The following is a 26174-nucleotide window of genomic DNA, read 5'->3' on the forward strand; positions in this document are numbered from 1 at the left end:
TTGGCATTTCATGCCAGGTAGTTTTTGAATTTGGCTACGGCAGCAGCACGACGAGCCACCAGATGCTCGGTGGGAAACAACCCACGATGGGGCCTATAGCCCTTGAGAACACCTTTGGCCACGGCGGTCTTATGCACCTCGGTAGGCCCATCCACCAATCCCATGCAGGCGGCGTAGATCCACATCTGTCCAAGCGCCATTTCATCTGACACCCCGAGCGAGCCATGGATCTGCATGGTTCGTTGAACAATATCGTGGTAGACCTTAGGAGCCGCGGCCTTTATCGCCGCGATGTGCATGGCGTTGGCTTTGTAGTCGTGACCGCTGTCAATGCGCCAGGCGGTCTGCAGCACCAACAGGCGGTATTGCTGAAGTTCGATGTACGAATCAGCCAGGTACTGCTGAACAACTTGCTTACTTGCCAGTGATTCGCCCTTGGTCACGCGCGACAATGCTCGCTCGGCCATCATGTCGATCGCCTTCTGGCATTGTCCGACGGTACGCATGGCATGGTGTACACGACCACCACCCAAACGAGCCTGGGCGACGGCAAAGCCCTTACCCTCCTCCCCCAGCAAGGCATCGGCAGGCACTCGCACGTTCTCGTAGCGAATGTAAGCATGGGCACCTTCGCCTGGATTTTCCCCGTATACACCAGGATTGCGCAGGATGTTCACACCAGGGGTGTCAGAGGGAATCAGGAACATCGAAGTACCGGCGTATACAGGTACATCCGGATTGGTGACGCACATGACAATCAGAAATGAGGCGTAGCGGGCATTGGAAGAGAACCATTTCTCGCCGTTGAGTACCCAATGATCACCGTCACGCACAGCGGTCGTGGTGAACACCGCAGGATCAGCACCACCCTGCGGCTCGGTCATCGAGTAGCAGGAAACGATGTCGCCATCGAGCAAGGGTTGCAGATACCGAGCCTTCTGCTGCTCAGTACCGAACATCGCCAGAATTTCCGCGTTGCCTGTATCGGGTGCAGCTGTACCGAACACAGTCGGCGCCCAACTGGAGCGACCGAGGATTTCATTCATCAGTGCCAGCTTGATCTGCCCATAACCCTGCCCACCCAGTTCCGGCCCCAGGTGACAGGCCCAAAGTTCCTGCTTTTTCACCTCGTCACACAATGGTTTGATAATCGCTCGCGCAGCCTTGTTACCCGTGTCGTAGGGCGCACTCATGTCCGGCCACAGTGTGTCCAGTGGTTCGATCTCTTCTTTGACGAAGTCTTTGATCCAATCGAGTTTGGCTTGGAATTCTGGCTCAGTACTGAAATCCCACATTGCTGTTCGCTCCTGGTCGTTAGGAAAGCTGGGCAGCGAAGCGCAGGCCACGCTGAATCATCCGGGGTACGTCGAATTCCATCCTGGCGTGCACAGGATGGTCGGATTTGCCCGCTGTATAGCGGGCATAGGCGCCTTCCATGATGATTGCCAACTTGTACATCGCCAGCGCCATGTAATAAGACAGATGATCCAGCGCTAGCCCGGTTCTTTGGGCATAGCGGGCAGCGAGTTCACCGCGTGCAGGCATCCACTGCCAATCGATGTAGTCGGCAAACGTGGCGTCTTCCCCAGGATCTTGCCAACCGGCCAGGACCCAGCCCAGATCCAGTAGCGGATCGCCGATGGTCGCCATCTCCCAATCGACGATCGCCGTCAGGCGCACCGGCGCTGATCCTTCGTACATCACGTTGATGAATTGGTAGTCGCCGTGAATGAGTGCAGCGCGTTGCATTTGCGGTGTGTGCTCGGCCAGCCACAGCCCCAACTCTTCCAGCCCCGGAATCTCGCGAATCTTGTAGCGATCCAACTGTGAGGACCATCGCGCCACTTGGCGCTCCAGGAACTGATCGGGCTTCCCAAAGCTTTCAAGGCCGATGGTCTTCCAATCGGCATTGGCCAGCTCAGCCAAGGCATCAACCAGTTCGAAGGCCAGTTGCCGGTGTGCCTCAGGGTTCGGCGCAACGTCAGCCGGCAACGGATTCTTGGCGGTGAAACCCGGATGCCATTCCAGCAGCGCGAAAGGCACACCAATCACTTCACCGTTCTCACACCCTGCCACCAGCCGGGTGTGGGGAATTCTCGTGCTACCGATGGCCTTCAGCAGTTTCATCTCGCGCAGGATGTTGTTGGAGCTGGCGTCGTTGGCCACGGCCGGTGGGCGCCGAAGTGCATAGGCCACACCGTTGTAGTCAATTCGATAGATCAGGTTGCTGGCCCCCCCCTGGACGGTAGCAATGTGAAAGGAACGCTGAGGCCCCAACTGACTGCTGAGCCAGGCTTGCAAACGAGAAAGATCCGGAAACGCAGTGGAATTGCCCGACATGGTCAGTACTCCGTGGATGGCTTTTCGAATAATTGCTTTCTGTTATTTATTCAAATGATCTATATGAATATAACTCTTGTCAAGCTTCCAGAGCCAGGATAATCACCCTAACTTATGATGCCTTTATCAGCAGGAAGCACGCGCCAATCCACTTGTTTAATGATCTATATGATTATAATCTTAGCTCCATATCAGCTTGCTGCTGATCGTCGCTAGCCACTTCGAGGGACCTTCCGTGAATGATGCTCTTATCTTCGACCATGTACGCAGCCCGCGCGGTAAAGGCCGGCCCAACGGGGCCCTGCATGAAGTCACGGCCACTGCGTTGGCAAGCCAGGCGCTGACTGCCCTGCGCGAGCGCAATCAACTCGACACAGCACTGGTTGACGACGTCATGCTGGGCTGCGTGATGGCCGCTGGTGAACAAGGTGGCAACATCGCCCGCGTAGCCGCACTCAATGCCGACTACGCGCAGAACGTCCCGGGTTTTCAGCTCAACCGTTATTGCGCTTCAGGTCTCGAAGCTATGAATCTGGCGGCTTCCACCATTCGTGCAGGTGAAGCACAGGCGATTGTCGCTGGTGGTGTGGAGTCGATGTCGCGAGTGGCAATTGCTTCTGACGGCGGCTCTGTCTACTCCGACCCACAGGTCATCCACAAGACCTGGTACATCCCCCAAGGGATCGGTGCCGACTTGATCGCCGAGCAGGACGGCTATAGCCGTGAAGATGTGGATGCGTTCGCCTTGCGCAGTCAGCAACGGGCGGCAGCAGCCCAGGCGGCTGGGCATTTCGACCGCTCGCTGTTCACTGTGCGCGACATCCTGGGCGAGCCACTTCTGGCGCGCGACGAAGCCATTCGTAGCGATGCCAGTGCCCAGGATCTGGCCAAACTCAAGCCTGCTTTCGAAAGCATGGGCGCCCAGGCTGGCTTCGATGGCGTGATGCTGCAGCGTTACCCCGAAGTGGAGTCAATCCGTCACGTCCACACCGCTGGCAACTCCAGCGCCATGGTCGACGGCGCTGCAGCGATCCTGCTCGGCAATGCCCAGTTCGGCCAGGCCTCTGGCTTGCGTCCGCGGGCCAGAGTCCGCAGCTACACCTCAATCGGATCGGAGCCGGCGATCATGTTGACCGGCCCGGCGGCGTGCACTGAAAAACTGCTTCAACGCGCAGGCCTTTCGGTTCAGGACATCGACCTCTTCGAAGTCAATGAAGCCTTTGCGTCGGTGGTCATGCGCTATATGCGCCACTTCAATCTCGATCCGGCCAAGGTCAATGTCAACGGCGGATCGATCGCCATGGGCCACCCGCTCGGCGCCACCGGCGCGATGCTGGTCGGCACAGTGCTCGATGAGCTGGAACGTCGCGACCTCAACACTGCCGTGATCACCCTGTGCGCCGCCGCAGGCATGGCCACCGCCACCCTGATCGAACGGATCTGAGCCTGGAGCCTGATTGATGAATACCCTGAAACTTGAAATCACCGCCCAGGGCGTAGCCGTCGTTTACATTGACGTGCCCGACCGCTCGGTCAATGTTTTCACCCCTGAATTTGTCGATGACATGAGCGCGATGGTCGAGCAGGTGCTTGGCGACCCGGCGATCGTTGGCGCAGTGGTCACATCGGCCAAGAACAGTTTTATTGCCGGAGCCGACCTCAAAGTACTAGTGGATGCTTACGACCAGGGCGTCACTGCGGTACAGGCCAGCCAGCGATTTGCTCGTGAAAACGCAATGATGCGGCGCCTGGAGACCGGCGGAAAACCTTTCGTCGCAGCCCTCAACGGCCTGGCCCTCGGTGGTGGATTGGAACTGGCCTTGGCCTGCCACCATCGCCTGTTGGTGGACAATCCGAAGGCGGTGGTCGGCTTGCCGGAGGTCAGCGTCGGCCTGCTGCCAGCAGGCGGTGGCACGCAGCGGTTGCCACGCATGATCGGCATCGAGAAAGCCCTGCCGCTTCTGCTGGAAGGGACCAACCTGAAACCACAGCAGGCACTTGAGTCGGGTGTGGTCGATGCACTGGTATCTGCAGAGCGATTGATTGAAGTTGCCTGTAATTGGGTGCTGGCACATCCTCAAGTCAACAAGCCTTGGGATGTCAAAGGTTTCAGCGTTCCTGGCGGCAGCGGTTGCCTGGCCCCGCATGCAGTCAAGTCGTTCCAGTACAACACCAGCCTGGCCAAGCGTGACGCCGGCAACTACCCGGCGCGCCTTGCCATCCTCAGCGCCGTGTTCGAAGGGACGCAGTTGCCGTTCGATACCGCACTGGCAGTAGAAGCCAAGTACTTTGGCACTCTGCTGGCCAATCCAGTGGCCCGCAACCTGATGCGTACGATGTTCATCAACAAGAGCGCGGCTGACAAACTGGCCCGCCGCCCCCAAGGCTATGACACGTGCAGGGTCCGCAAAGTCGGCGTCCTCGGTGCCGGCATGATGGGCGCAGGGATTGCCTATGTATCGGCTCAAGCCGGTATTCAGGTCGTGCTGATCGATACCGACCGTACGGCCGCCGAACGCGGCAAGGCCTACTCTACGCGCATTCTGGACAAGGCTATCGAGCGCGGCACACAGACGCGCGAAGGCGCCGAGGCGATTTTGCGCCGCATCTCCCCGACCAGTGAGTTTGCCGAACTTGACGGATGCGACCTGGTGATCGAGGCCGTATTCGAGACCCGTGAAGTCAAGGCTCAGGTGATTCCCCAGGCTGAAGCACCGTTGATGCCATCAGCAATCTTCGCCAGCAACACCTCGACCCTTCCCATCAGCGGCCTTGCGACTTACTCCCAACGGCCAGACAAATTCATCGGCATGCACTTCTTTTCACCGGTCGAGCGCATGCCACTGGTGGAAATCATCATCGGAGACCAGACCAGTCAGGAAACGATTGCCCACGCACTGGACTTCGTCGGCACACTGCGCAAGACCCCGATCCTGGTTAATGACAGCCCGGGCTTCTACACAAGCCGAATCTTTAGCACCTACACCGACGAGGGTATGGCCATGCTCGCTGAAGGCGTCAATCCGGCGCTGATCGAGAATGCCGCACGCCTGGCCGGTATGGCCACGGGCCCCCTGGCTGTCACCGATGAAGTGTCGCTGGACCTGCAGAAACGTGTAATTGACCAAGCGCATGCCGACGATCTGCCAGTGCAATTCCTGCGCAGCCATGCCCGTCCGATCGTCGAGAAGATGAATGCCCTCGGCCGTCTGGGGCGCAAGAGCGGGGGCGCATTCTACGTGTTCCCACAAGGTGCCAAAAAGCACCTGTGGCCTGGACTGGCCGAACTTTTCCCGGTCGCGCAAGCGCAGCCCGATGTCCAGACCGTACGCAATCGTCTGCTCTACATCATGGCCCTGGAAACCGCGCGTTGTGTCGAAGAGAACGTGATTTTCGAACCGGCTGATGCCGACCTTGGGGCCATTCTTGGTCTGGGTTATCCGACCTGGACGGGCGGCACCCTGTCGCTGATCGACAGCATCGGGCTACCGGCTTTTATCACTGAGTGTGATCGTCTGGCCAGCCTGTACGGCAAGCGGTTCAGACCTTCGTCATGGCTTCGCGAGCGAGCCGTACAAGGTGTCACATTCCATCCGCAGACCGCACGTTAAGGAGGCTCCTGCATGCAGAACCGCCTGATTTTTGACCAGGATCACGAACTGTTCCGCGACCAGGTTCGCAAGTTCGTGCAAAAGGAAGTCGCCCCGCACGTCGAACACTGGCGCAAGCAAGGGCGGGTCGACCGCGAGATTTTCCGTAAAGCCGGCGACCAGGGCCTGTTGCTGATGTGGGCGGACGAACGCTATGGCGGCAGCGGCCTGACCGATTTGCGCTACGAGCAGATCCTCTATGAGGAAGTGATCCGCTACGGTGACATCGGCGTGTTTTTCACCCTGCATTCACGGATCGTTGCCCCCTATCTGCAACGCTTCGGTACCGACGCGCAACGTGAACAGTATCTGCCCGGTTGCGTCCGTGGCGAGACCATCCTCGCGGTAGCCATGACCGAGCCCGATGCTGGCTCGGATCTGGCCGGGATGAGGGCTCGCGCCGAAGACCGGGGCGACCACTGGTTGCTCAATGGCTCCAAGCTCTACATCTCCAATGGCCTGAATGCAGACCTGGTCGTGGTGGCCGCACGCACCCAGCCGGAAAACAAGTACGGCATTGGCTTGTTCCTGGTCGAGGCTGACTGGCCCGGTGTCAGTCGCACGCCATTGGAAAAAATGGGCCTGGATGCTCAGGACACGGTCATCCTGTTCTTCGACAACGTGCGTATTCCCAAGGCCAATATTCTGGGCGACGCCACCAAGGGCTTCGCCTACCTGGCCGAAGGCCTGGCCGAGGAACGCCTGCTCGGCGCTTGTCAGTCACTGGCCCACGCTCAGGTCGCCTTCGACCTGACCCTTGAATACGTGATGTCGCGCAAGGCCTTTGGTAAACCCATCGGTACTTTCCAGAACAGCCGATTCAAGCTCGCCGATTTGCGCAGCCAACTCGACTGCCAGCAGACCTGGGTTGACCAACTGGTGTTGCAGATGAACGCAGGAACGCTCAGCGCGGAAGCCGCCGCTGCGGCGAAGCTGCTGACGTCCGAACTCGAAGGCCGGGTGATGGATGAGTGTGTCCAACTGCACGGTAGCGCCGGCTACATGGACGAGTACCGCATATCGCGAATGTATCGCGATGCGCGGATCTCACGGATCTTCGCTGGCACCAGCGAAATCATGAAAGAAATCATTGGCCGAAGCCTCGGCCTCGATGACCGCAAGCTCAAGTAAGTCGCAAAAACAATAAGGGATACCAGCATGTATCAAGGTCAAACATTGCACCTCACCCCATTGGGTGAGCAGTTGGTCGAACTGTGCTTCGATCGCCAGGGCCAAGCCGTCAATAAGTTCGATGCAGCCACCCTTTCCGAACTACAGGCAGCGCTCGCGGTGCTGACCAGGATGCCGGACCTGCGCGGTGTTCTGGTGACCAGCGCCAAGGACAGTTTTGTCGTCGGTGCGGATATATTCGAGTTCACCGAATTGTTCAGCCGCCCGGAATCCGAACTGGCCGCCCATAACCGTGGCCAGAGCCAAGTATTTACAGCACTGTCGCGCTTGCCGGCCCCGGTGGTCTGCGCCATCAACGGCCTGGCCCTGGGCGGCGGGTTTGAAGTAACCCTGGCATGTGATTATCGGGTACTGGCCCGCGACGCTCAGGTCGGTGTGCCGGAAATCAATCTCGGTATCTTCCCGGGCCTCGGTGGCATGGCTCGCCTGCCCCGGTTGGTGGGAGCTGCGGTGGCCGCGGACTGGGTGACCAGCGGCAAACCACAGAGCGCCGAAACGGCGTTGCGCGTGGGCGCCGTGGACAAGGTTATCGACGAAGCAGAGCTTGCCGATTCCGCCCTTGCCTTGCTCGAGGCGCTCGCAGCCGGTGATAACGACTGGCGCCAACGGCGCCAGCTGCGTTCGGGAGGTTTTACTCTCGACAGTGAGATGCTGACCAAGGCCAAGAGCGATGCTTGCAAGCGTCATCCGCAAGTCCCTGCAGCGCTGGCTGCTGTAGAACTGTTGGAAAACACTGCCGAGGTGGACCTGGAGCAAGCGCTCAAGGCAGAAAACCGCGCATTCGCCGCCATTGCCCAGACCCAGGCTGCTCATGCCCTGGTGCAGTTGTTCATTAATGACCAGTTCCTGCGCAAGAAAGCCAAGGGCTATGCCAAGGCAGGGCGCTCTACTGCACATGCGGCCGTTCTGGGTGCTGGCATCATGGGTGGCGGCATTGCCTACACCAGCGCCGCCCGCGGTATACCCGCGTTGATGAAGGACATCGCCCAGCCAGCTCTGGACCTTGGTGTTAACGAAGCGGCCAAGCTGCTGGACAAACAAGTCACCGGTGGCCGTCTGCCGCAGGAGAAGGCAGACGCTATTCTCGCCTCAATCGTCCCCACATTGACCTACGACGGCTTTGATAAGGTCGATGTTGTGGTCGAAGCAGTGGTCGAAAACATGAAGGTCAAGCAAAGCGTGCTGGCCGAAGTGGAGCAGCGAGTTTCCAGCAACACGGTCCTGGCCTCCAATACCTCATCACTGTCCATCGCTGAAATGGCCGATGCGCTGGCACGGCCGGAAAACTTCGTCGGCATGCACTTTTTCAACCCTGTTCCGGTCATGCCGTTGGTGGAAGTCATTCGCGGCCCGCGTACCAGCGATCAGGCCGCTGCCACGATCGCGAGCTATGCGAGCGCCATGGGCAAGACGCCGGTGGTGGTCAAGGATTGCCCGGGTTTCCTGGTCAATCGCATCCTCACCGGTAATGTGCTGGGCTTTCTACGACTAATCCACGACGGTGCTGACTTCCAGGCCGTGGACGCGGCTCTGGAAGCGTTTGGATGGCCGATGGGGCCAGCCTACCTACAAGACGTGATTGGCATGGATACATCCGAGCATGTGATTCGTTACATCAGTACTGGCTACGGCCCGCGCATGGTCCCCGACTTCGCCCACGCCGTTGAGTTTATGGTCGCCAATGGCCGCCTCGGGCAGAAAAATGGCCAAGGGTTTTACCACTACAGCAAAGACCCCAAAGGTCGTCCAGTGAAAACCGTCGATCCCCAGGTACACGAGCTGCTCAAGGAGGTCCAGCCTAAAGGTCAGCAGGTTTTCACCTCTGAAACCCTGGTTGATCGGGTAATGCTGCCCACCGTGATCGAAGCGATTCGCTGCCTGGAAGACGGTGTTGCCGAATCGGCCATCGAGATCGACATGGCCCTGATTCTTGGTGTGGGCTTCCCGCGTGCGGTGGGTGGTGCGCTGAAATATGCCGACTGGCTGGGGCCACAGGCACTGCTCGAGCGATGTGAACGCTATGCCCACCTGGGCCCGCTATACCAGCCCACCCAAGGCATGCGCGAGCGTGCTGCCAGTGGCGCCCGCTATTACAGCTGAGCCTGGAACAAGATCCAGGAACAAGATTCAGACCGGAGCATTACCATGAAAGTACTAGTCGCAGTCAAACGGGTGGTCGACTACAACGTCAAGATTCGGGTCAAGTCCGACAAATCTGGCGTGGACTTGAACAATGTGAAATTTTCCATGAACCCCTTCGACGAAATTGCCGTCGAGGAAGCGGTGCGCCTGAAAGAACAAGGTCAGGCCAGCGAGGTAGTCGTGGTATCCCTTGGCTCAGCCTCCTGCCAGGAAACCTTGCGTACTGCGTTGGCGATGGGCGCGGACCGCGCGATCCTGGTCCAGAGCGACGCCGAACTGCAACCGCTGGCAGTAGCCAAACTGCTGCATGCAGTGGCAGAGCGCGAACAACCGCAGCTGATCATCCTCGGTAAGCAGGCCATCGACGATGACTGCAACCAGACCGGGCAGATGCTGGCGCAGTTGGGTAACTGGAGCCAAGGCACCTTCGCCTCGAAGCTGGCCTTCGACGGCGACAGCCTACAGGTCACACGAGAAGTCGACGGTGGTCTGGAAACCGTACAGCTTGGTCTCCCGGCAGTGGTCACCAGCGATTTACGTTTGAACGAACCTCGCTATGCCTCGCTGCCCAACATCATGAAGGCCAAGAAAAAGCCGCTGGAGGTCGTCGAGGCGCACAACCTGGGCGTAGATATCGCCCCGCGCCTGTCGACCCTGAAGGTCGAGGAGCCGCCGGTTCGTCAAGGTGGCATCAAGGTGGGGTCGGTGGCCGAGTTGATGGCCAAACTGCAAAACGATGCGAAGGTGATTTGAACATGGCCATTCTGGTATTTGCCGAACACGACAATATTCAGCTCAAGGGTGACACGCTCAAGGCTGTTGCCGCCGCTGTACAATTGGGTAGCGACATTCATCTGTTGGTGGCCGGATACAACGCAATCGGTGTCGCCGAACAGGCTGCAGCAGTGGCTGGGGTCAGCAAGGTTATTCTGGCCCAGGATCCTGCCCTGGAAAAGCCGGTCGCCGAAGCACTCGCACCACTTTTGATTCAGCTTGCTCCTGACTACAGCCACTTGATCGCGGCAGCCACCACCACCGGCAAGAATCTGCTGCCTCGTGTGGCCGCGGCACTGGATACCGCGCAAATTTCGGACATTATCGAAGTCGTATCGAGCGATACCTTCAAGCGTCCAATCTATGCCGGCAACGCCATTGCCACCGTACAGTCCCACGATTCGCTGAAAGTCATTACCGTACGCGTTTCGGCCTTCGACGCCGCAGCAGCAACCGGTGGCAGCGCCAGCATCGAATCAGTGTCAGTGCCCGTACAGCAGATTGCGGCCAAGGTTATCGGCCAGGAACTGGCCAAATCCGAACGACCGGAGCTGACTGCCGCGCGCATCGTTGTCTCGGGTGGCCGCGCACTGGGCAGTGCAGAAAACTATCAGGCACTGATCGCGCCATTGGCCGATGCCCTTGGTGGCGCCGCCGGGGCTTCGCGCGCCGCCGTGGATGCAGGGTTTGCTGCAAACGATTTGCAAGTTGGCCAGACCGGCAAGATCGTGGCCCCTGAACTTTACATTGCGATCGGCATCTCGGGAGCGATCCAGCACCTGGCGGGCATGAAGGACTCGAAGGTCATCGTGGCCATCAACAAGGACGAGGAGGCACCGATTTTCCAGGTGGCCGACTACGGACTGGTCGCCGACCTGTTCGAAGCAGTCCCGCAAATCACCACCGCCCTCGCTCACTGACCGGATTTCAATCATGGATTTCAGCTTGTCGCCGCAGCTATTGGAGCTGCAACAACGTACCCGTCGCTTCATTGCCGAGCGCATCATTCCCCTAGAGAAAGATCCGCGCTGCACCCCACACGGCCCAAGTGAATCGCTGCGCCGGGAAATGATCGGCATGGCCCGTGAGGCCGGTCTGCTCTCTTCGCACATGCCTGTTGAACTCGGTGGGCTGGGACTGAGCCACGTCGGCAAAGCGATCTTGTTCGAGGAGGCAGGTTATTCTCCGCTCGGCCCTGTCGCCCTGAACATCGCGGCGCCTGACGAAGGCAACATGCACATGATGGAAGTCATCGCCACGGCCGAGCAGAAGGAGCGTTGGCTCAAGCCGTTGGCACTGGGTGAAATCCGCTCGTGCTTCTGCATGACCGAGCCTGCTCCTGGGTCCGGTTCGGACCCCACCATGCTCGCCACCACTGCCGTACGCGATGGCAACGATTTTGTGATCAATGGCGTCAAGTGGTTCATTACCGGTGCCGAAGGCGCCAGCTTCGCCATCATCATGGCCAAGCTTGAAGACGGTCGGGCAACCATGTTCCTGGCTGATATGGATCGTCCGGGCATCCGTATCGAACGTGCCATGGATGCATTGGATAGCTGCTTCCCCGGCGGCCACGCGGTGGTCCGTTTCGAAAATCTGCGGGTGCCGGCCAAGGACATCCTCGGTGAACTCGGAGAAGGCTTCAAATATGCCCAAGTTCGTCTATCCCCTGCCCGCCTGACCCATTGCATGCGTTGGCTCGGCGCCGCCCGCCGGACACACGACGTCGCTGCCGCCTATGCCTATGAGCGCGAAGCGTTCGGCAAGCGGTTGGGCGACCACGAAGGCGTTGGATTCAAGCTGGCTGACAACGAAATGGATCTGCACGTCACCCGCCTGGCCGTATGGCATTGCGCCTGGGTACTGGACCAGGGTGACCTGGGCAAACATGAGTCCAGCGTTGCCAAGGTTATTTCCAGCGAAGCGATCTGGAACGTGGTGGACCGCAGCGTGCAGATTCTCGGTGGCCAGGGTGTGACCCACGAAACCATCGTTGCCCGGATTTTCGCCGACGTTCGCGCTTTCCGCGTGTATGACGGCCCATCGGAAGTTCACCGCTGGAGCATCGCCAAGACCATCATGCGCCAGCAGCGTAAACGCCTGGAAGCCAAGGAGTAAGACCATGCAACAAGCCTATATTGTCGACGCTTTGCGCAGTCCCACGGGTAAACGCGCCGGCAGCCTGGCCCAGGTCCACCCCATGGACCTGGGGGCCCATGTGCTAAAGGCATTGGTGGCGCGCAACAATATTCCAGCCGAGGATTACGACGACGTCATTTTCGGCGCTATCGATGCCATCGGCCCGAATGCCGGCAACCTGGCGCGGTTTTGCTGGCTTGGCGCGGGCCTGCCGGAATCGGTGCCTGGGGTCACCATCGATCGCCAGTGCGGCTCTTCCCAGCAAGCCGTGCACTTCGCCGCCCAGGCGGTGATGAGCGGCAGCCAAGATGTGGTCGTTGCCGGCGGCGTGCAGAACATGAGCCAGATCCCGATCAACACTGCGCTGTATGCCGCCGCGGAGTTGGGTTTCCCTGATCCCTGGACCACCGCTGAAAGCTTTCGTGCGCGATATGGTGAGCAACAGCTGTCGCAGTTCGCCGCCGCTGAAATGATCGCAAAGAAATGGGGCTTCACCCGCGCAGACATGGAAGCCTATGCGCTGGAGTCCAACAACCGCGCACTGGCGGCCATCGAGGCAGGTCACTTTGCCCTCGAAGTGGTCCCGTACGGCAACTTTTCGATGGATGAGACCGCCCGGCGCAGTAGCCTGGAAAAAATGGCCACGCTGCAAACCATCCTTCCGAATGGAATACTCACAGCGGCCATCTCCAGCCAGATGTCCGACGCTGCCAGTGCCGTGTTGGTCTGTTCGGAGGCGGCAGTCAAGCGCTATGGCCTGACTCCGCGCGCCCGCATCGTACACATGAGCGTGCGTGGCGATGATCCGGTGTGGATGCTAACAGCCCCCATCCCAGCTACCCGCCATGCCTTGGCCAAGGCAGGTTTGCGGATGAACGACATCGACCGCGTCGAAATCAACGAAGCCTTTGCTTCAGTATCCATGGCCTGGCTCCAGGAGCTGGACTACGACCCAGCGCGCACCAACGTCAATGGTGGTGCCATCGCACTGGGCCACCCAATTGGCGCAACCGGGACCAAGCTGATGACCACCCTGCTCCACGAGTTGGAACGCAGCGGAGGCCGCTTCGGCTTGCAAACCATGTGCGAAGGCGGTGGCTTGGCCAACGTCACCATTATCGAACGTCTGTAAGTCGGGGGAGTCAAGCATGAGTGCAGCCGTTACCGTCGAACACCGGGGCGCAGTCGCCCTGGTCACGCTCAACCTGCCAGCCAAACGCAATAGTCTGGTACCAGAACTCTATCGGCCATTGGCCGATGTGCTCGAACAACTGCAAGGGCAGCGCGAGGTGCGTGCCATCGTGCTCACCGGCGGTGCGCATTTCTGCGCCGGTGGACCACTGGATGGCCTGGACACGCGTGGGCTGGCGATGCGCGCCGACATGCGTTGCGGTCACCGCGTAATTCGCGCCATCGTCAGTGGCCGACTGCCCGTAGTGGCGGCGGTAGAAGGCGCGGCGTTTGGTGCTGGCCTTTCCCTGGCGGCTGCCTGTGACTTCGTCGTCGCGGACACTGGAAGCCGCTTCGGCGCGGTGTTCGGTAAAGTCGGGGTCATGCCGGATTGGGGCGCGCTCTGGACTCTGCCGCAGCGTGTGGGCCTGACCAAGGCTCGTCAGATTCTGATGTTTCAACAAGTGTTGGATGGAGAACAGGCTGCCGGCATGGGCCTGGTGGATTTCCTCGTGCCTGCGGGACAGGTTCTGGAACACGCACTTGAGCGTGCCGAGCAACTGGCCCAGGCTGCTCCGGGGCCATTGGGCGCGACCAAAAGTTTCCTGGCGCGCGCTCCCATGACCCTGGATGCCCTGTTGGATTGGGAATCCGACGCCCAGGCATTGTTGATCGGTTCGGCAGACTTTGCCGAAGGTCGGGATGCCTTCTTTGCCAAGCGTGCCGCCGCGTTTACCGGGCTGTGATGAGATGAATCTACCTGAACCCAGTCTCTGGGACGGACACGATATCGCCTCATTGTTCGCCCTGCACTCTCAAGGCCGTGACCGTTTCATCTGCAGCCGCTTTCATGCTAATCAGAATCAAATGGTGTATGGCGGTCAGTCATTGGCCTTGGCCTGTGCGGCCGCGCAGGCTACGGTAGAAACTCAATGGCAGCCGACTGCGCTGCAACTGAATTTTCTGGCCCCGGGAGCCCTGGACGCACCGATGTTGGTGCGAGTGGAGCGGGTCCAGCAGACCAAGCGCTTCGCCACGCGCTTGGTGTTCCTGGAGCAAAATGATCGCTGCGTGGCCGTCGCTACCCTCGCCTTTCACAGCGGTGAAGACGGAATGGAACATCAGTTTTCGACGCAACCGGCCCCTGCACCCGAAACGCTGATGAACCTGACTGAACTGCGCGATAAGTATTTCGAACGCCTGAATCCCGTGGAGCAGCAGTTCATTGGACGCAACACAGCCGTGGAAATCCGCCCTCTGGACCCCGAACACTTCTTGCTTGAACGCGATCCTGAGGCGCGATTTCGCTATTGGATGCGAACCCAACAACCATTGGCTCTGGACATCCACCAGCACTATGCTGCGCTTGCCTACCTTTCCGACTTCTGGTTTGGCGTGACTGCATTGACTCCGCACCGAGAGCACAAGCTGGGCGACGACCTCTATGTTTCCAGTTTGAACCACGCGCTATGGTTCCATGGCCCGCAACGCGCTGACGACTGGATGCTGGTCGATGCTCAAAGCCCCTGGGCTGGCCAGGGCCGTGGCCTGACCTTCGGCAGCCTCTACGATCGCAAGGGTCGACTCGTGGCGAGCGTGGCCCAGGAAGGCCTGTATCGCAAACGTTGAAGGGACGCTGCAGCCTCAGGGGTTTACTCGTTGTCGAGTCTAGATGCACGCGGCAAGCGCCGGAACCTCAGCCAATGCGCGCAAGGCATCATTGAGATGTGTGCACCCCAACTCCCGACGAAGTGCCACCAGCACCTGTTGGCGCAGTCCGGCCAGCGGCGATCCGATCAGCCGAGAGACATTGCCAGCTGCGGCTGGGCACTCTGGATATGGCAAGACTCTCGGCTGGGCTATCAAAGTCAGCAACTCTCCACTTTGCGCATTGGCGGTCGCCTGCAGGCCATATTCATGCACCGCCATACGCCCACCGTCGGGGGTACTGGCGCTGTCCTGGAACATGGCTTCGATCTGCAGGCAGCCATCCTCATGCCACACATCGATACGACGTGCCCTGCGCATAGTAACGCCACTGCTGGCGGGTAGCTTGTGCCAGCCCGTCGGGTCATCTGGGTGCGCGAGCGCTGGGACCGCCCTGGCATCATGCAGCTCACCACGGATATCCATAATGGCAGAGGAGCCCTCGGCAAATCCGGTGCAAACGCCTGTCATGCGACTGCGGCGCTGCTCCAGCGCGAGGGCATCGGAAATCGGTATGAATTGACTCAGCCACCCATCTCCCCAACGCGACCATGCCCAATTGGCCACCAGGCTGGCACCCGCCAGGTCGTCGAGCAGCAGGTAAAGAGGGGCACTGTTGGCCAGGTCCTCTGCCAGTGCGCCATCAAGGGCTTTGCGCAATTGGCTGCCGGCATTGAGGCCCACTAATGCAGTGATGGATGGCCGAGCAGGTACGGTGCTGAGGCGGGCAATCTCACGCTCCGGGCTGACCACCGCCTCAAAGCGCTGTAAGGCCAGTGTCTGCGGAGCGCTGTTTGGGCTATCGCTGTAGATGTCACGGCCAATCCCATGGAAATGCCCTGCGCTTCCATATCCGCCTGGCCAGAACACATCGATCGATGTGGTGCGCCTGATGGAAGCCGATCGTCGCATAGGTGCATGGCCAATCGGGCCTAGTGTATGGGCCTGTACATCACTCATGGGTTGCTCCTTTTTTATTGGTCTTGTTCAAGGAACTCATCAATCAGCGCCGCCAGCTCATGGGGCACGTCATGCTGCAGGTTGTGGCCGGCATCCTCGATCAGCACAGTTCGTGAATCGGCTACGCAGTCAAAGCGGCGTTGCAATGCCGCCTCATGCCCCTTGAAGGCCTGGGATACGAACGAATCCGCACCACGCACGAACAGCACTCGGGCAGTGATTTGGGCCAATAAGGTCTCAACCTGCTCGGCATGAGGGAAGATCGGAATGAAACTGAACGTCTTGACGTCCGCGGCAATACGTACCCCTCCCGCTGGATCAGGCACGACAAAGTGCCGGGCCAGAAACTCGGCTTGGGCCTGATCCAGGCGCGGGTTTTTTCGAAGCATACGCCGCGCCATACTGGACACGTCCGGTAAATGCACGGTACGGCCTGCTCCCGGCCGGGAGAGGGAGTCCAGCCAATTGCCGATACGGGTACCCAGGGTCGCCAGTTGGTTGGGAAACGGCCCGACGCCTTCAAGGTTGATGAAGCTATGGATACGATCAGGCCGGACACCGGCATACAAGCTGCTGATATTGGCGCCCATGCTGTGTGCCACAAGCCGTACCGGTTCATCCGGACTGACCAGATCAAGAAAGGCCTCAAGATCGGCCAGATACTCGCTGAAGGCGTAATATTCACGTTTATCGCTCAAGCCAAAACCTGCCCAATCCAGCGCGATAATGTTCCATTCCTGCCGCAACTGGTCGACCATGAATTGCCAGGTGGCGGAGTTGTCCATCCAGCCATGCAACAGCACAAGCAAAGGTGCTTGCGGCGAGCCCCAACGGCGCACGTGGTGGCGACTACCGCGTACCTCGATAAATTCCGAGCGTGATGCACGCTGCTCGTAATAACCGGTACAAATCCCGGTCGAAGGTAGGGTTTCGATCACAGCACTCTCCTCGATGAAAGGCACTTCGACGAATATCATAGTGCGCTAAGAGTATAATGATATAGACGTTTAAGATAGTGCCGCGCTATCCTCATCAAACCACAAGAACAAGCGCAGAAAGAGGGACTCGCATGACCTGGGAACACTGCGACAAAACCGCGATCGTCGGCGTGGGCGCCACGCCCTATTACGTCCGGGGCCAGTCCTGGCCGCGTACCATCAACGAGATGATCGGCGAAGCAATCCTGGCCGCCTGCAAAGACGCTGGCCTTAACGTCAAGGACATCGATGGTTTTGCCTACTACGGTGGCGCCAAGGCCGGTTATCTGGACACTATGGACACCGCCAGCATCATGGAGATGCTCGGCATACCGGAGGTCACCTTCACGGCCACGCTGACTGGCGGTGGCGGTGGCTCGGCTGGTGCAATCGGCCTCGCCTCTGCGGCGATCATTGCCGGTGAGGCGAAGCATGTCGTTACAGTCATGGCGCTGCAACAGCGTAACCAGCGCCTGGGTACGGTGTTCGGCGCGCTCAAGCCCGACCCCGAAAACTCCTTCCTGCAACCTTCCGGATTGGTTGGCCCCGGGCACCTGATGTCCGTCCTGGCTCGCCGGCATATGCATCTGTACGGCACTCGCCGCGAAGCTTTTGCTGAAGTGGCGATCAGTAGCCGCAACAATGCCCTGAACCGCCCGGGGGCGATCCGTCGTACGCCGCTGACCCTGGAGGAATATTTTGCCTCGCCGATGCTCGCCGATCCGCTGTGTCGTCTGGACTTCTGCCTGGAAACCGACGGTGCAGTAGCGGTGATTACCACCTCGACTGAACGTGCCAAGGACCTGAAACAGAAACCGGTGCTGGTGCGCGCTGCGGCCCATGGCGGGCGGCGCGAATGGGGCCGGGCTTTCGCCGGTATGGGCATGAGCGACGAATATTTCGCCTCTTCCGGACACAAATCGGTTGCCGATCGCTTGTACGACAAGGCGGGAATGAAACCAGCTGATATCGATGTCGCGCTAATCTATGACCATTTCACCCCGATGGTCATCATGCAGCTGGAAGACTACGGTTTCTGCGGCAAAGGTGAAGGCGGGCCATTCGTGGAAAGCGGTGCTATACGCTTTGGCACTGGCAGCCTGCCAGTCAACCCGCACGGCGGACAATTGTCCGAGGCCTACATCATCGGCATGACCCACATCCTCGAAGCGGTGGAGCAGCTGCGCGGCACAGCGATCAATCAGGTATCCAACGCCGAGACTGCGCTGGTCACTGGTGGCCCCGCCTCGATTCCGGTTTCCGGCCTCATTCTCAGGAGATCCGCATGACGCAGTCCCTTTCACGCGCCCTGCCGGGCGAGCACGTGCATATCACCACCGATCCGTGGACCGAACCTTTCTGGCAGGCAGCCAAGGAAGGTCGACTGGTGGCAGCCCAATGCGGTGATTGCCAGACCTTTCGCATGCCACCCACACCCTACTGCCCGCACTGCCAGAGCCAGAACACGAAATGGCCACAGCTGTCCGGCAGCGGCACGGTGTACAGCTATGCGGTATGCAATCGCTCACCATTCCCTGGCGTGGAGGATTTCGTTTACATTCCGGTGGTGGTCGAGCTCGATGATGCCCCCGGCATCCGCCTGGTTTCCAACCTGATCGATATCGATCCGGCAGCCGTCAGCATCGGCATGGCCATCACGGTTGACTGGAACCCGATCACCGAAGGCTGGCAACAGCCTGTCTTCCGCGCAGTCTGACCCCGGAGCCTCCATGGAATATACAACTCTGCTTTTTAACGTGAGCCCTGACGGAGTCGGTACGATCACTCTCAATCGCCCGGAGGCGATGAACTCTTTCACGCTGACCATGCTGCGTGAGTTCGATCACCTCTGGGCACACATCCGCGAGAACGAAGACGTGCGCGCGGTGGTCTTGCGCGGCTCAGCGGGCCGGGCCTTCTCCACCGGTGCCGACGTCAAGCAGCACGCCAGTGAAAATGTATTGGGTACCGAGAACATCTGGAACCAGCGTGACCCGGGTGAAAGCCTTGGTGCTCGCGCAAACAAGGTGTGGAAGCCGGTCGTGACTGCCGTGCATGGTCTCTGCTGCGCCGGCGCGTTTTATTGGCTCAATGAGAGCGACATCATCATCTGCTCCGAGGATGCCCAATTCTTCGATCCGCACGTGTCATACGGCATGGTCTGCGCGGTTGAACCGATCGGGATGTCCTACCGACTGCCGCTCGGTGAAGTGCTGCGCATGTCGCTACTAGGCAATGATGAGCGCATCAGTGCGCCCACCGCACTTCGCATCGGTCTGGTCAGCGAAATTACAAGCAACGAATCATTGTGGGACCGGGCGCACGAATTAGCGGCCAGGATTGCTGCCAAACCTGCAGCTGCTGTCCAAGGAACCGTGCGTGCCATTTGGGAATCCCTCGACGTTCCGCGCTCACAAGCCATGGTGCAATCGCTTAAGTATCCACTGCTGGGTAACCCCGTGGCTCAGGCGCAATTGGACGTCGATGCCTTGCGCAAGCAGCAGAAAATTTTTGAAGTTCGATAGGCATCACTGAAAAAGCCCGGCAACTACGTTTGCCGGGCTTTTTTTTGTGGGTGGCCCTTGCGCATGCTTGCGGGACTCACGACGGGTCTTCACCGATGAGCGTCGTATGTGAAGGCACGTCGCACACGCGCTTGGACCATTAAACGATCAAGTCAGGTATTTGGGATTGCTTTCAGTTACAGCCTGCCGCACTGCGAGCCGCAAATGGTCGAGCACTTCGGCACGCTTGCCTTGACCAGGATCGGCAACGCCCGCACGCATCAACATACTCAACTCACGATATCCGGTATTCATCTGTAAAGACTCATTCAGTGGGCGCTGCAGGAGGTGTTCGAGACTTCGGCGCTCCTCTTGTTCTGCAGCCTCCCCTGCCTGCAATTGGCGGATCGCCACGCCCATGGCATTGGCGATCATCAGGGCATTGTGCTTCTGCTCGTCAGGCAAGACCGGCAGCAGTTGCTCACGTAACAGTTTTTGCGCCTCAACCAACAAATCAGCACCATTGGGACGTGTCCGCATTAGTCATGCTCCGTCATATTCAGAATTTCCCACTCCAACTGTGGGGTGATATGCCCCGTTAGCGCGAGCAGCAAAGAACTCTCCTCGCCGGTCAGGTGACGCTCCGCTTGCTGAATGGAAACAATCGCCCAATGCAAATGCGCCATTACTTCCCAGTAACGCACTTGTTCGCGAGGGATCGTGCGGCCACTTTCGGCCTCGTATCCCCGGTAAAAAGCCTCGCGCTGACCAATACCGCCTGCTTCCAGCGCGTCCTGACCGAAGCGCCAGCACTTGGCGCAGAACCAGCCGATGTCCTCCAGCGGATCACTCCATCCGGCAAACTCCCAATCGATGATGCCGGTAAGACCGTGTTCGTCGACCATGTAATTACCGGTACGCAAGTCCCGGTGGCACAAAACCACTTGATTACGCGGCGGGGCGAGACGCTCGAGCCAGCGCAGGCCCCATTCCAGTGCAGGGTAAGCCGTGTGATGACTGTCCAGAAATGCTCGGTATTTCGCGACAAGATAGAGCGAGGGCGCTTCGTCATAGCTCGGCAGGAACTGCAAGTCAGGGTGCGGCAGGCGAATGCTGTGAATACGCGCCATTTCCCGGCCCAAACGTTCGGCCAGTTCGTTGCGGTCGCCACCCCAGAGGGAGCCAGGTCGACAGATAAGGTGCGCGCTGGCGGTACCCTGGATGCGGCGCATGACAAAGAACGGCCGCCCCACTACCCGCTCATCGGTGCATAGAAAAAGGGGTTCAGGTACAGTCACACCGGAGTCGTAGGCAGCCTTGACTAAGGCAAACTCCTGGGCCCGGCCATGACTGGAGGCCACCCCCGAGGCGGCATCGCTGCGGACCACCAAGGCTTGCGAACCTGCGTGAGGGCCGTCGCTGAATACCGCATCAACCAGCCAGTTTTCCTGGATGGCACCTCCTGAAAGCAGGCGTACTTCGGCCAAGTGCACGGAGCTGGCCTGGCCCATCTGGGCCAGATAACCGGCGAGTCGTTGCTGTTGCTGAATGTCCACTACCCGAGCTCCTAGAGTCCGCTGACCAAATGACCGCCGTCGACAGCAAGGGTTGCACCAGTGATATGCCGACCACCGTCACCGGTCAACAGCAGCAAGGGTGCATCGAGATCTGACAATTCACCGAAACGACGACTGGGAATACGTTTGCGCAAGCGCTCTCCCGCTTCGCTGCTGAGAAAGGCCCGGTTCAAATCGGTGACCACGTAGCCGGGTAACAATGCGTTGACGCGAATTCTGTACCGAGCGAGTTCCAGTGCCAAAGCCTTGGTGGCCTGCACCACACCCGCCTTGGAAATTGAATAAGGCGCTACCGCACCCGCGACCCGCTCACCAAGTATTGATGCGGTATTGATGATCACACCGCCCTTCCCGGCGGCCACCATGCGCCGCGCGCCTTCGGTGGCAACCAACCAGCCGCCTTTCAGATTGGTATCAAGCACCGAGTCGAAATCCGCTGCAGTTTGTTCAAGGGCGGGCTTGGTGATCGTCACACCGGCATTGTTCAGGATGATGTCCGGCGCTCCCAGTCGCTCACAAACTTCATCGAAGGCGCGACGTACGCTATGCGCATCGGATACCTCCATGGCTACCGCCGAAACCTTCCCGGGCATATCCGCAGCCAGCTCACGCAAGCGATCAATCCGCCGGGCCGCCAATACCACTTCGGCACCGGCTGCTGCCAGGACTCGGGCGCAATGTAGCCCCAACCCCGAAGAGGCGCCGGTAACCAGTGCCCGCTTACCTTCCAGTCCGAACAATTTGTGCAGTGCGGCATCGACCATGACAGTAACCTCGACATTTCTTTCAAAAAATCATATCAATTGTATATATCTTTACGCAAGAATTGTCGAGCCACTGTCAACGCCATTAATATCTAAATGATTCATACAAAAACAAAGGTGCACAAATGGCAACACAACGCCCTCAACCCCCTCAAAGCTTCGCTGAATTGGTCCAGCTAACCCCTCACGAAGGCCTGTATCAAGGCTTGTGCGGTCAAGCCAATCTGTCTGGCAATGTTTTCGGCGGCCAACTGATGGCGCAGGCCTTCTACGCTGCTGCATCCCAGGTTGAACCTGCCAGAGCATTGCGCTCGTTGCATGCCAGTTTCCTGCGCCCGCATCCGCTCACGCCACCTCCTCGATACCAAGTTGAGCCCACCCTGCAAGGCCGTAGCTTCAGCAACCTGGACGTACAGGTGCAACTCCAGAACCAGGCCTGTCTACGTGCCAGCTTGTGCTTCCAGCATCCAGAAGAAGGCGCATGTCATGCCCACCCCTTTCCCGACGCACCAGGTCCGGAGGGGTTGCCGGATCTGGTGGAACTTGCCGAGCACTATCGCGAACGATTGAGCGAGGGAATGGGACGAGTCCTGGGCAGGTCTCAACTGCATGAGCTACGTCCAGTAGACAGCGAGGCATTTCTGTTCTGCGAAGGTCGTAGTACGCGATTGCGCTACTGGATGCGCAGTCGCCTGCCTGTCGCAGATGATCCGCGCCTGCATGAAGCGGCGTTGATCTACATGTCGGACGCCTGGGTCAACAGCCCCATGGTTCTGCCACATGTGGACGAACGCCTGTCGCGGCAATTTTTTGCCCCCACCTTGAGCCACACCCTATGGTTTCACGAAACGCCGAATGTGAATCAATGGTTACTGTTCGACCTGCAAAGCCCTGCTCTGCGTGGCGGAGCCGGGCTCGTCAGTGGAGACATTTTTGACCAGCGAGGCGTTCTGGTGGCGAGCGTTGCGCAGCATTCCCTGTTTCGCCAGAGTTGATGAGCACCAGATCACAGAAGGCGCCGAAAAACCACTAGCACACTTGTCACAGGCATGCTTATCATTAGCATACTAACGTTAATTCCGGTGCAACCATGTCTACACCTGTGACCTTGGGTTTCGTCCTGCACGATGCTGCACGCTTGATGCGTAAGCGATTCGAACAGCGTTCCCGGCATACCGGCCTGACCCGCTCGCAATGGCACGTTCTGGCCATTCTTTCGAAAAACGAGGGCATTCACCAGAAAGGCCTGGCCGATCTTATGGAAATCGAATCGATCACGCTGGTGCGGTTACTCGACAAAATGCAGGAGCGCAATTTGATCGAACGTCGTCCGCACCCCAGCGATCGTCGGGTCACACAACTTTTCATGACGCCCGAAGCAGTGCCATTACTGGATGTCTTGCGCGGGCTGGGCAATCAGACCCGCAGCGAGGCGGTAGGGAATTTTTCGGATGAAGAACAACGTCAGTTGTTCGACTTGCTATCGCGCATGCGCGAACACTTGATTGACGCCTGCAATCAACCCGTCGATACCGTTGCCGAGGTAGATCATGTCTGAGTCCGCGATTCCCACCGCACCGGCCAAGCCCCACATACACATCAAACCAGGTCCGGAAGGTCGCGGACTGGGACCCGCGCACCCGGGCCAAGAACGTACGGGGCAAAATAACCCGCCAGGGTATGACGACGTCACCACCCATCTAAAACGGCATCGCGTTCGTAAGACGCTGTTCCTGCTGATTCCATTAGCCTTGCTCGCAGGCGGCTATCTGTATGCAACCGGCGGCCGGGTGATTTCTACTGATAACGCCTACATACAGGCCGACAAGGTCGCAGTCTCAACCGATGTGTCCGGGCTGGTCGATGCCATCGAAGTCAAGGATAACCAGACAGTGTCGCGTGGGCAGGTGCTATTCCGGCTGAATGCCGAACCCTTCCAGATTGCCCTGGCCAGTGCAACCGCCAACCTTGGAACGGTACGTAACCAGATTCTCAACCAGCAAGCCAGTTATAGTCAGGCACTGGCCGAAATCGACCAGGCTCAGTCCGAGTTGCCGTTTTTCGAACAGGCATTCCAGCGCCAGGAAAAACTACTGGCAGTCAATGCAGTATCCCGCACCACCTATGACCAGGCACGCCATGACCTGGACACCACGCTGAAAAAAATAGCCGTCGCCAAGGCCCAGGCCAAGGCAGTCCTGGCGCAATTGGGTGGCCGGCTGGACATTCCCGTGGAGCAACAGCCAGCCTGGCTGCAAGCAAAGGCTCAGGTCGACGAAGCGAAGCGCAACCTCAACAATTCGGTGGTGCGAGCGCCCTTTGACGGCATCGTTACCAATGTAGATTCCCTCCAGGTCGGCACTTATCTACAACCACCGCAATCAGGCATCAGCCTGGTGGCGAGCAATGCACTCTGGGTCGCGGCCCAACCCAAGGAAACCGAATTGACTCACGTGCGGCCCGGTCAACCGGTAGAGATTCGTGTTGACAGTTATCCCGGCGTTATCTGGCACGGTTCAGTAGAGAGCATCAGCCCGGCTTCAGGGTCGAGCTTCTCGTTGTTACCTGCACAGAACACCACGGGAAACTGGGTCAAGGTGGTGCAACGCATTCCGGTGCGCATTCGGATCGAAGATCAGGTTGGTAAACCACCGCTGCGCCATGGCATGAGCGTCGAGGCCGAGATCGACACCGGCCTCTCTCGTGGCATGGCTGGCGGGTTGTTCGCCCACCAGGAAACTGGTCATGAGTGAGGGAGGCGTCGCTCCCAATCGTGCGCTGCTGACCTGTTGCGTCGTCCTTGCCGTGATCATGCAGGCGCTGGATACCACCATCGCCAACGTCGCCTTGCCGTATATGCAGGGCAGTGTTTCGGCCAGCGCTGATCAGATCAACTGGGTACTGACCTCCTACATCGTCGCCGCTGCAATCATGACGCAGCCATCGGCCTTTCTGGCCCGCCGCTTCGGCCGTAAACGCGTATTGCTCAGCGCGATCGTCGGCTTCGTCATCACCTCCATACTCTGCGGCCTGGCGCAGTCATTGGAACAAATCATCCTGTTCCGATTACTGCAAGGGCTGGCGGGCGCGGCACTAGTGCCGCTGTCACAGGGCATCATGCTCGACAGTTACAGCCTCCAGGAGCGCGGTTCGGCGATGGCGTTGTTCGGGGTGTCGGTGATGGTCGGTCCGGTCCTGGGGCCGGTGCTGGGTGGCTGGCTGACAGAACATCTGAACTGGCGCTGGGTTTTTTTCATCAACCTGCCGATTGGCCTGTTGGCATTTATCGGTTTGATGAAATATGTCCGCGAAACTCCCGTCGACCGTGAAACACGCCTGGACTGGTTGGGGTTTGGCTCTTTGAGCGTGGCAATTTTGGCCTTTCAGCTGTTTCTGGACCGCGGCGAACAGCTGGACTGGTTCAGTTCGGGGGAAATCCTCCTCGAACTGGTGGTAGCGCTGGTGGCGAGCTATGTATTTCTGGTGCACATGTTCACGGCCGACAAGCCCTTCATCAGCCCCAGCCTGTTCAAGGACCGTAACTTTGCGCTGGGCGTTGTGTTTATCTTCATCATCGGCATCACCTATCTGGCCTCACTGGCCCTGATGACCCCCTACTTACAAAAGCTGATGGGTTATCCGGTGCTCGATGCTGGTCTGGCCATGGGCCCCAGAGGGTTGGGCACCATGCTTACGATGTTCCTGGCCGGGCGGATTATCGGCAAGGTCGACACCCGCTGGCTGCTGTTCACCGGGCTGCTGCTCTCGGCATTGTCGATGCACTGGATGTCCGGTTGGACACCGGATGTATCGATGCACACCTTGATCGCCGTAGGCTTCGTACAGGGAGCCAGCCTTGGTTTGTTATTCGTGCCGCTCAACACCATTGCCTTCGCTACGCTGGACCCTAACCTTCGAGCCGATGGCACGGGATTGTTCAGCCTATCGCGAAACGTCGGCTCCAGTGTCGGCATCTCTCTGGTGACGGTTCTGCTGACCCGCAATACCCAAGTACTGCACGAAGAAATCAGCGGCCTGGTGACGCCGTTCAACAGAGCATTGGAAAGCTGGACGGCCAACACTTTCTTCAACCCTGCTGGCGCTGCAGGGCGGGCACTGCTGGACCAGACAATCACTTACCAGGCTACCAGCATGGCCTACCTTAATGACTTCAAATTGCTGATGCTGCTGGCGATTGCGGTCATGCCGCTGTTGCTGCTGATGCGGCCCACTGGCAAGTCCCATGGGGGCGCTGAGGAAGCGATGGTGCTCGACTGAG

Annotated in this window: 24 protein-coding genes; 17 read left to right on the plus strand and 7 right to left on the minus strand. The window is 59.0% G+C overall.

Annotated features, from left to right (window positions below):
* Positions 1–8: 8 nt before the first annotated feature.
* Together GPL81_RS20365 and GPL81_RS20370 are read right to left on the minus strand one after the other, a co-directional pair.
* Positions 9–1295 (minus strand): acyl-CoA dehydrogenase family protein, encoded by a 1287-nt coding sequence (locus GPL81_RS20365; protein WP_160108175.1) that lies wholly within the window; start codon positions 1293–1295, stop codon positions 9–11.
* Positions 1296–1314: 19 nt separating this feature from the next.
* On the minus strand, positions 1315–2340 hold the full coding sequence (locus tag GPL81_RS20370; RefSeq protein WP_160108176.1) for a phosphotransferase family protein: 1026 nt from the start codon (positions 2338–2340) through the stop codon (positions 1315–1317).
* Between the two features lie 235 nt (positions 2341–2575).
* On the opposite strand from GPL81_RS20370, the gene GPL81_RS20375 reads away from it, so the two are divergent.
* Genes GPL81_RS20375 through GPL81_RS20420 form a run of 10 tightly spaced genes read left to right on the plus strand, consistent with a single transcriptional unit; the run spans position 2576 to position 15035 of the window.
* Positions 2576–3784, plus strand: coding sequence for an acetyl-CoA C-acetyltransferase (locus GPL81_RS20375; protein WP_160108177.1), 1209 nt, complete (start codon positions 2576–2578; stop codon positions 3782–3784).
* Between the two features lie 16 nt (positions 3785–3800).
* The gene (locus tag GPL81_RS20380) at positions 3801–5951 is read left to right on the plus strand and encodes a 3-hydroxyacyl-CoA dehydrogenase NAD-binding domain-containing protein (protein ID WP_160108178.1); all 2151 of its coding nucleotides are present in this window, start codon (positions 3801–3803) and stop codon (positions 5949–5951) included.
* Between the two features lie 12 nt (positions 5952–5963).
* Positions 5964–7121, plus strand: a complete 1158-nt coding sequence (locus tag GPL81_RS20385; protein WP_160108179.1) for an acyl-CoA dehydrogenase family protein — start codon at positions 5964–5966, stop codon at positions 7119–7121.
* 27 nt (positions 7122–7148) lie between these two features.
* A complete protein-coding gene (fadB, locus tag GPL81_RS20390) occupies positions 7149–9281 on the plus strand; it encodes a fatty acid oxidation complex subunit alpha FadB (RefSeq protein WP_160108180.1) in 2133 nt (710 codons plus the stop codon).
* A gap of 45 nt (positions 9282–9326) precedes the next feature.
* Positions 9327–10076 (plus strand): electron transfer flavoprotein subunit beta/FixA family protein, encoded by a 750-nt coding sequence (locus tag GPL81_RS20395; RefSeq protein ID WP_160108181.1) that lies wholly within the window; start codon positions 9327–9329, stop codon positions 10074–10076.
* A gap of 2 nt (positions 10077–10078) precedes the next feature.
* Positions 10079–11017 carry an electron transfer flavoprotein subunit alpha/FixB family protein gene (locus GPL81_RS20400; protein ID WP_160108182.1) on the plus strand — a complete coding sequence of 313 codons (939 nt, stop codon included), beginning with the start codon at positions 10079–10081 and terminating at the stop codon, positions 11015–11017.
* 13 nt (positions 11018–11030) lie between these two features.
* Positions 11031–12215: an acyl-CoA dehydrogenase family protein gene (locus GPL81_RS20405; RefSeq protein ID WP_160108183.1), complete on the plus strand. Its 1185-nt coding sequence runs from the start codon at positions 11031–11033 to the stop codon at positions 12213–12215.
* A 4-nt stretch (positions 12216–12219) separates the two neighbouring features.
* Positions 12220–13368, plus strand: a complete 1149-nt coding sequence (locus GPL81_RS20410; RefSeq protein WP_160108184.1) for an acetyl-CoA C-acetyltransferase — start codon at positions 12220–12222, stop codon at positions 13366–13368.
* A 16-nt stretch (positions 13369–13384) separates the two neighbouring features.
* Positions 13385–14152, plus strand: coding sequence for an enoyl-CoA hydratase/isomerase family protein (locus GPL81_RS20415; protein ID WP_160108185.1), 768 nt, complete (start codon positions 13385–13387; stop codon positions 14150–14152).
* Positions 14153–14156: 4 nt separating this feature from the next.
* Entirely contained in the window at positions 14157–15035 is an 879-nt protein-coding gene (locus GPL81_RS20420; RefSeq protein WP_160108186.1) for an acyl-CoA thioesterase, read from the plus strand.
* Between the two features lie 39 nt (positions 15036–15074).
* Here GPL81_RS20420 and GPL81_RS20425 read toward each other — a convergent pair whose 3' ends face one another.
* Both GPL81_RS20425 and GPL81_RS20430 read right to left on the minus strand, forming a co-directional pair.
* On the minus strand, positions 15075–16073 hold the full coding sequence (locus tag GPL81_RS20425) for a DUF2889 domain-containing protein (RefSeq protein WP_160108187.1): 999 nt from the start codon (positions 16071–16073) through the stop codon (positions 15075–15077).
* A gap of 14 nt (positions 16074–16087) precedes the next feature.
* Positions 16088–17011 (minus strand): alpha/beta fold hydrolase, encoded by a 924-nt coding sequence (locus tag GPL81_RS20430; RefSeq protein ID WP_160108188.1) that lies wholly within the window; start codon positions 17009–17011, stop codon positions 16088–16090.
* Between the two features lie 131 nt (positions 17012–17142).
* Here GPL81_RS20430 and GPL81_RS20435 point away from each other — a divergent pair, with 131 nt between their 5' ends.
* The 3 genes from GPL81_RS20435 to GPL81_RS20445 are packed head-to-tail and all read left to right on the plus strand — an operon-like array spanning position 17143 to position 19575.
* Entirely contained in the window at positions 17143–18339 is a 1197-nt protein-coding gene (locus tag GPL81_RS20435; RefSeq protein WP_160108189.1) for a thiolase C-terminal domain-containing protein, read from the plus strand.
* Positions 18336–18767, plus strand: a complete 432-nt coding sequence (locus GPL81_RS20440) for a Zn-ribbon domain-containing OB-fold protein (RefSeq protein WP_160108190.1) — start codon at positions 18336–18338, stop codon at positions 18765–18767. The genes GPL81_RS20435 and GPL81_RS20440 overlap by 4 nt, the downstream gene beginning before the upstream one ends.
* 13 nt (positions 18768–18780) lie before the next feature.
* Positions 18781–19575 carry an enoyl-CoA hydratase/isomerase family protein gene (locus GPL81_RS20445; protein WP_160108191.1) on the plus strand — a complete coding sequence of 265 codons (795 nt, stop codon included), beginning with the start codon at positions 18781–18783 and terminating at the stop codon, positions 19573–19575.
* Positions 19576–19722: 147 nt separating this feature from the next.
* Here the strand turns inward: GPL81_RS20445 and GPL81_RS20450 are convergent, their stop codons facing one another.
* Genes GPL81_RS20450 through GPL81_RS20460 form a run of 3 tightly spaced genes read right to left on the minus strand, consistent with a single transcriptional unit; the run spans position 19723 to position 21895 of the window.
* A complete protein-coding gene (locus GPL81_RS20450; protein WP_160108192.1) occupies positions 19723–20094 on the minus strand; it encodes a DUF6285 domain-containing protein in 372 nt (123 codons plus the stop codon).
* Positions 20094–21110, minus strand: a complete 1017-nt coding sequence (locus GPL81_RS20455) for a phosphotransferase family protein (protein ID WP_246218953.1) — start codon at positions 21108–21110, stop codon at positions 20094–20096. Before GPL81_RS20455 ends, GPL81_RS20450 begins: the two co-directional genes overlap by 1 nt.
* Before the next feature lie 11 nt (positions 21111–21121).
* The gene (locus tag GPL81_RS20460; protein WP_160108193.1) at positions 21122–21895 is read right to left on the minus strand and encodes an SDR family NAD(P)-dependent oxidoreductase; all 774 of its coding nucleotides are present in this window, start codon (positions 21893–21895) and stop codon (positions 21122–21124) included.
* 125 nt (positions 21896–22020) lie between these two features.
* On the opposite strand from GPL81_RS20460, the gene GPL81_RS20465 reads away from it, so the two are divergent.
* The 4 genes from GPL81_RS20465 (at position 22021) to GPL81_RS20480 (ending at position 26173) form a co-directional block, all read left to right on the plus strand.
* Positions 22021–22890, plus strand: a complete 870-nt coding sequence (locus GPL81_RS20465) for an acyl-CoA thioesterase (RefSeq protein WP_160108194.1) — start codon at positions 22021–22023, stop codon at positions 22888–22890.
* A gap of 95 nt (positions 22891–22985) precedes the next feature.
* Positions 22986–23453, plus strand: a complete 468-nt coding sequence (locus GPL81_RS20470; RefSeq protein ID WP_160108195.1) for a MarR family winged helix-turn-helix transcriptional regulator — start codon at positions 22986–22988, stop codon at positions 23451–23453.
* The gene (locus tag GPL81_RS20475) at positions 23446–24648 is read left to right on the plus strand and encodes an HlyD family secretion protein (protein WP_160108196.1); all 1203 of its coding nucleotides are present in this window, start codon (positions 23446–23448) and stop codon (positions 24646–24648) included. The genes GPL81_RS20470 and GPL81_RS20475 overlap by 8 nt, the downstream gene beginning before the upstream one ends.
* Complete coding sequence (locus GPL81_RS20480; protein ID WP_160108197.1) at positions 24641–26173, plus strand: DHA2 family efflux MFS transporter permease subunit; 1533 nt, start codon at positions 24641–24643, stop codon at positions 26171–26173. The genes GPL81_RS20475 and GPL81_RS20480 overlap by 8 nt, the downstream gene beginning before the upstream one ends.
* Position 26174: the final 1 nt, after the last annotated feature.

This window comes from Pseudomonas izuensis (assembly GCF_009861505.1).
GTDB lineage: Bacteria > Pseudomonadota > Gammaproteobacteria > Pseudomonadales > Pseudomonadaceae > Aquipseudomonas > Aquipseudomonas izuensis.

What these genes read in the sequence shown, in the direction of transcription:
- GPL81_RS20365 (WP_160108175.1), bottom strand. Translation starts at nt 1,295, where the DNA reads ATGTGGGATTTCAGTACTGAGCCAGAATTCCAAGCCAAACTCGATTGG.
- GPL81_RS20370 (WP_160108176.1), bottom strand. Translation starts at nt 2,340, where the DNA reads ATGTCGGGCAATTCCACTGCGTTTCCGGATCTTTCTCGTTTGCAAGCC.
- GPL81_RS20380 (WP_160108178.1), top strand. Translation starts at nt 3,801, where the DNA reads ATGAATACCCTGAAACTTGAAATCACCGCCCAGGGCGTAGCCGTCGTT.
- GPL81_RS20385 (WP_160108179.1), top strand. Translation starts at nt 5,964, where the DNA reads ATGCAGAACCGCCTGATTTTTGACCAGGATCACGAACTGTTCCGCGAC.
- fadB (WP_160108180.1), top strand. Translation starts at nt 7,149, where the DNA reads ATGTATCAAGGTCAAACATTGCACCTCACCCCATTGGGTGAGCAGTTG.
- GPL81_RS20395 (WP_160108181.1), top strand. Translation starts at nt 9,327, where the DNA reads ATGAAAGTACTAGTCGCAGTCAAACGGGTGGTCGACTACAACGTCAAG.
- GPL81_RS20400 (WP_160108182.1), top strand. Translation starts at nt 10,079, where the DNA reads ATGGCCATTCTGGTATTTGCCGAACACGACAATATTCAGCTCAAGGGT.
- GPL81_RS20405 (WP_160108183.1), top strand. Translation starts at nt 11,031, where the DNA reads ATGGATTTCAGCTTGTCGCCGCAGCTATTGGAGCTGCAACAACGTACC.
- GPL81_RS20410 (WP_160108184.1), top strand. Translation starts at nt 12,220, where the DNA reads ATGCAACAAGCCTATATTGTCGACGCTTTGCGCAGTCCCACGGGTAAA.
- GPL81_RS20415 (WP_160108185.1), top strand. Translation starts at nt 13,385, where the DNA reads ATGAGTGCAGCCGTTACCGTCGAACACCGGGGCGCAGTCGCCCTGGTC.
- GPL81_RS20420 (WP_160108186.1), top strand. Translation starts at nt 14,157, where the DNA reads ATGAATCTACCTGAACCCAGTCTCTGGGACGGACACGATATCGCCTCA.
- GPL81_RS20425 (WP_160108187.1), bottom strand. Translation starts at nt 16,073, where the DNA reads ATGAGTGATGTACAGGCCCATACACTAGGCCCGATTGGCCATGCACCT.
- GPL81_RS20435 (WP_160108189.1), top strand. Translation starts at nt 17,143, where the DNA reads ATGACCTGGGAACACTGCGACAAAACCGCGATCGTCGGCGTGGGCGCC.
- GPL81_RS20440 (WP_160108190.1), top strand. Translation starts at nt 18,336, where the DNA reads ATGACGCAGTCCCTTTCACGCGCCCTGCCGGGCGAGCACGTGCATATC.
- GPL81_RS20445 (WP_160108191.1), top strand. Translation starts at nt 18,781, where the DNA reads ATGGAATATACAACTCTGCTTTTTAACGTGAGCCCTGACGGAGTCGGT.
- GPL81_RS20450 (WP_160108192.1), bottom strand. Translation starts at nt 20,094, where the DNA reads ATGCGGACACGTCCCAATGGTGCTGATTTGTTGGTTGAGGCGCAAAAA.
- GPL81_RS20460 (WP_160108193.1), bottom strand. Translation starts at nt 21,895, where the DNA reads ATGGTCGATGCCGCACTGCACAAATTGTTCGGACTGGAAGGTAAGCGG.
- GPL81_RS20465 (WP_160108194.1), top strand. Translation starts at nt 22,021, where the DNA reads ATGGCAACACAACGCCCTCAACCCCCTCAAAGCTTCGCTGAATTGGTC.
- GPL81_RS20470 (WP_160108195.1), top strand. Translation starts at nt 22,986, where the DNA reads ATGTCTACACCTGTGACCTTGGGTTTCGTCCTGCACGATGCTGCACGC.
- GPL81_RS20475 (WP_160108196.1), top strand. Translation starts at nt 23,446, where the DNA reads ATGTCTGAGTCCGCGATTCCCACCGCACCGGCCAAGCCCCACATACAC.
- GPL81_RS20480 (WP_160108197.1), top strand. Translation starts at nt 24,641, where the DNA reads ATGAGTGAGGGAGGCGTCGCTCCCAATCGTGCGCTGCTGACCTGTTGC.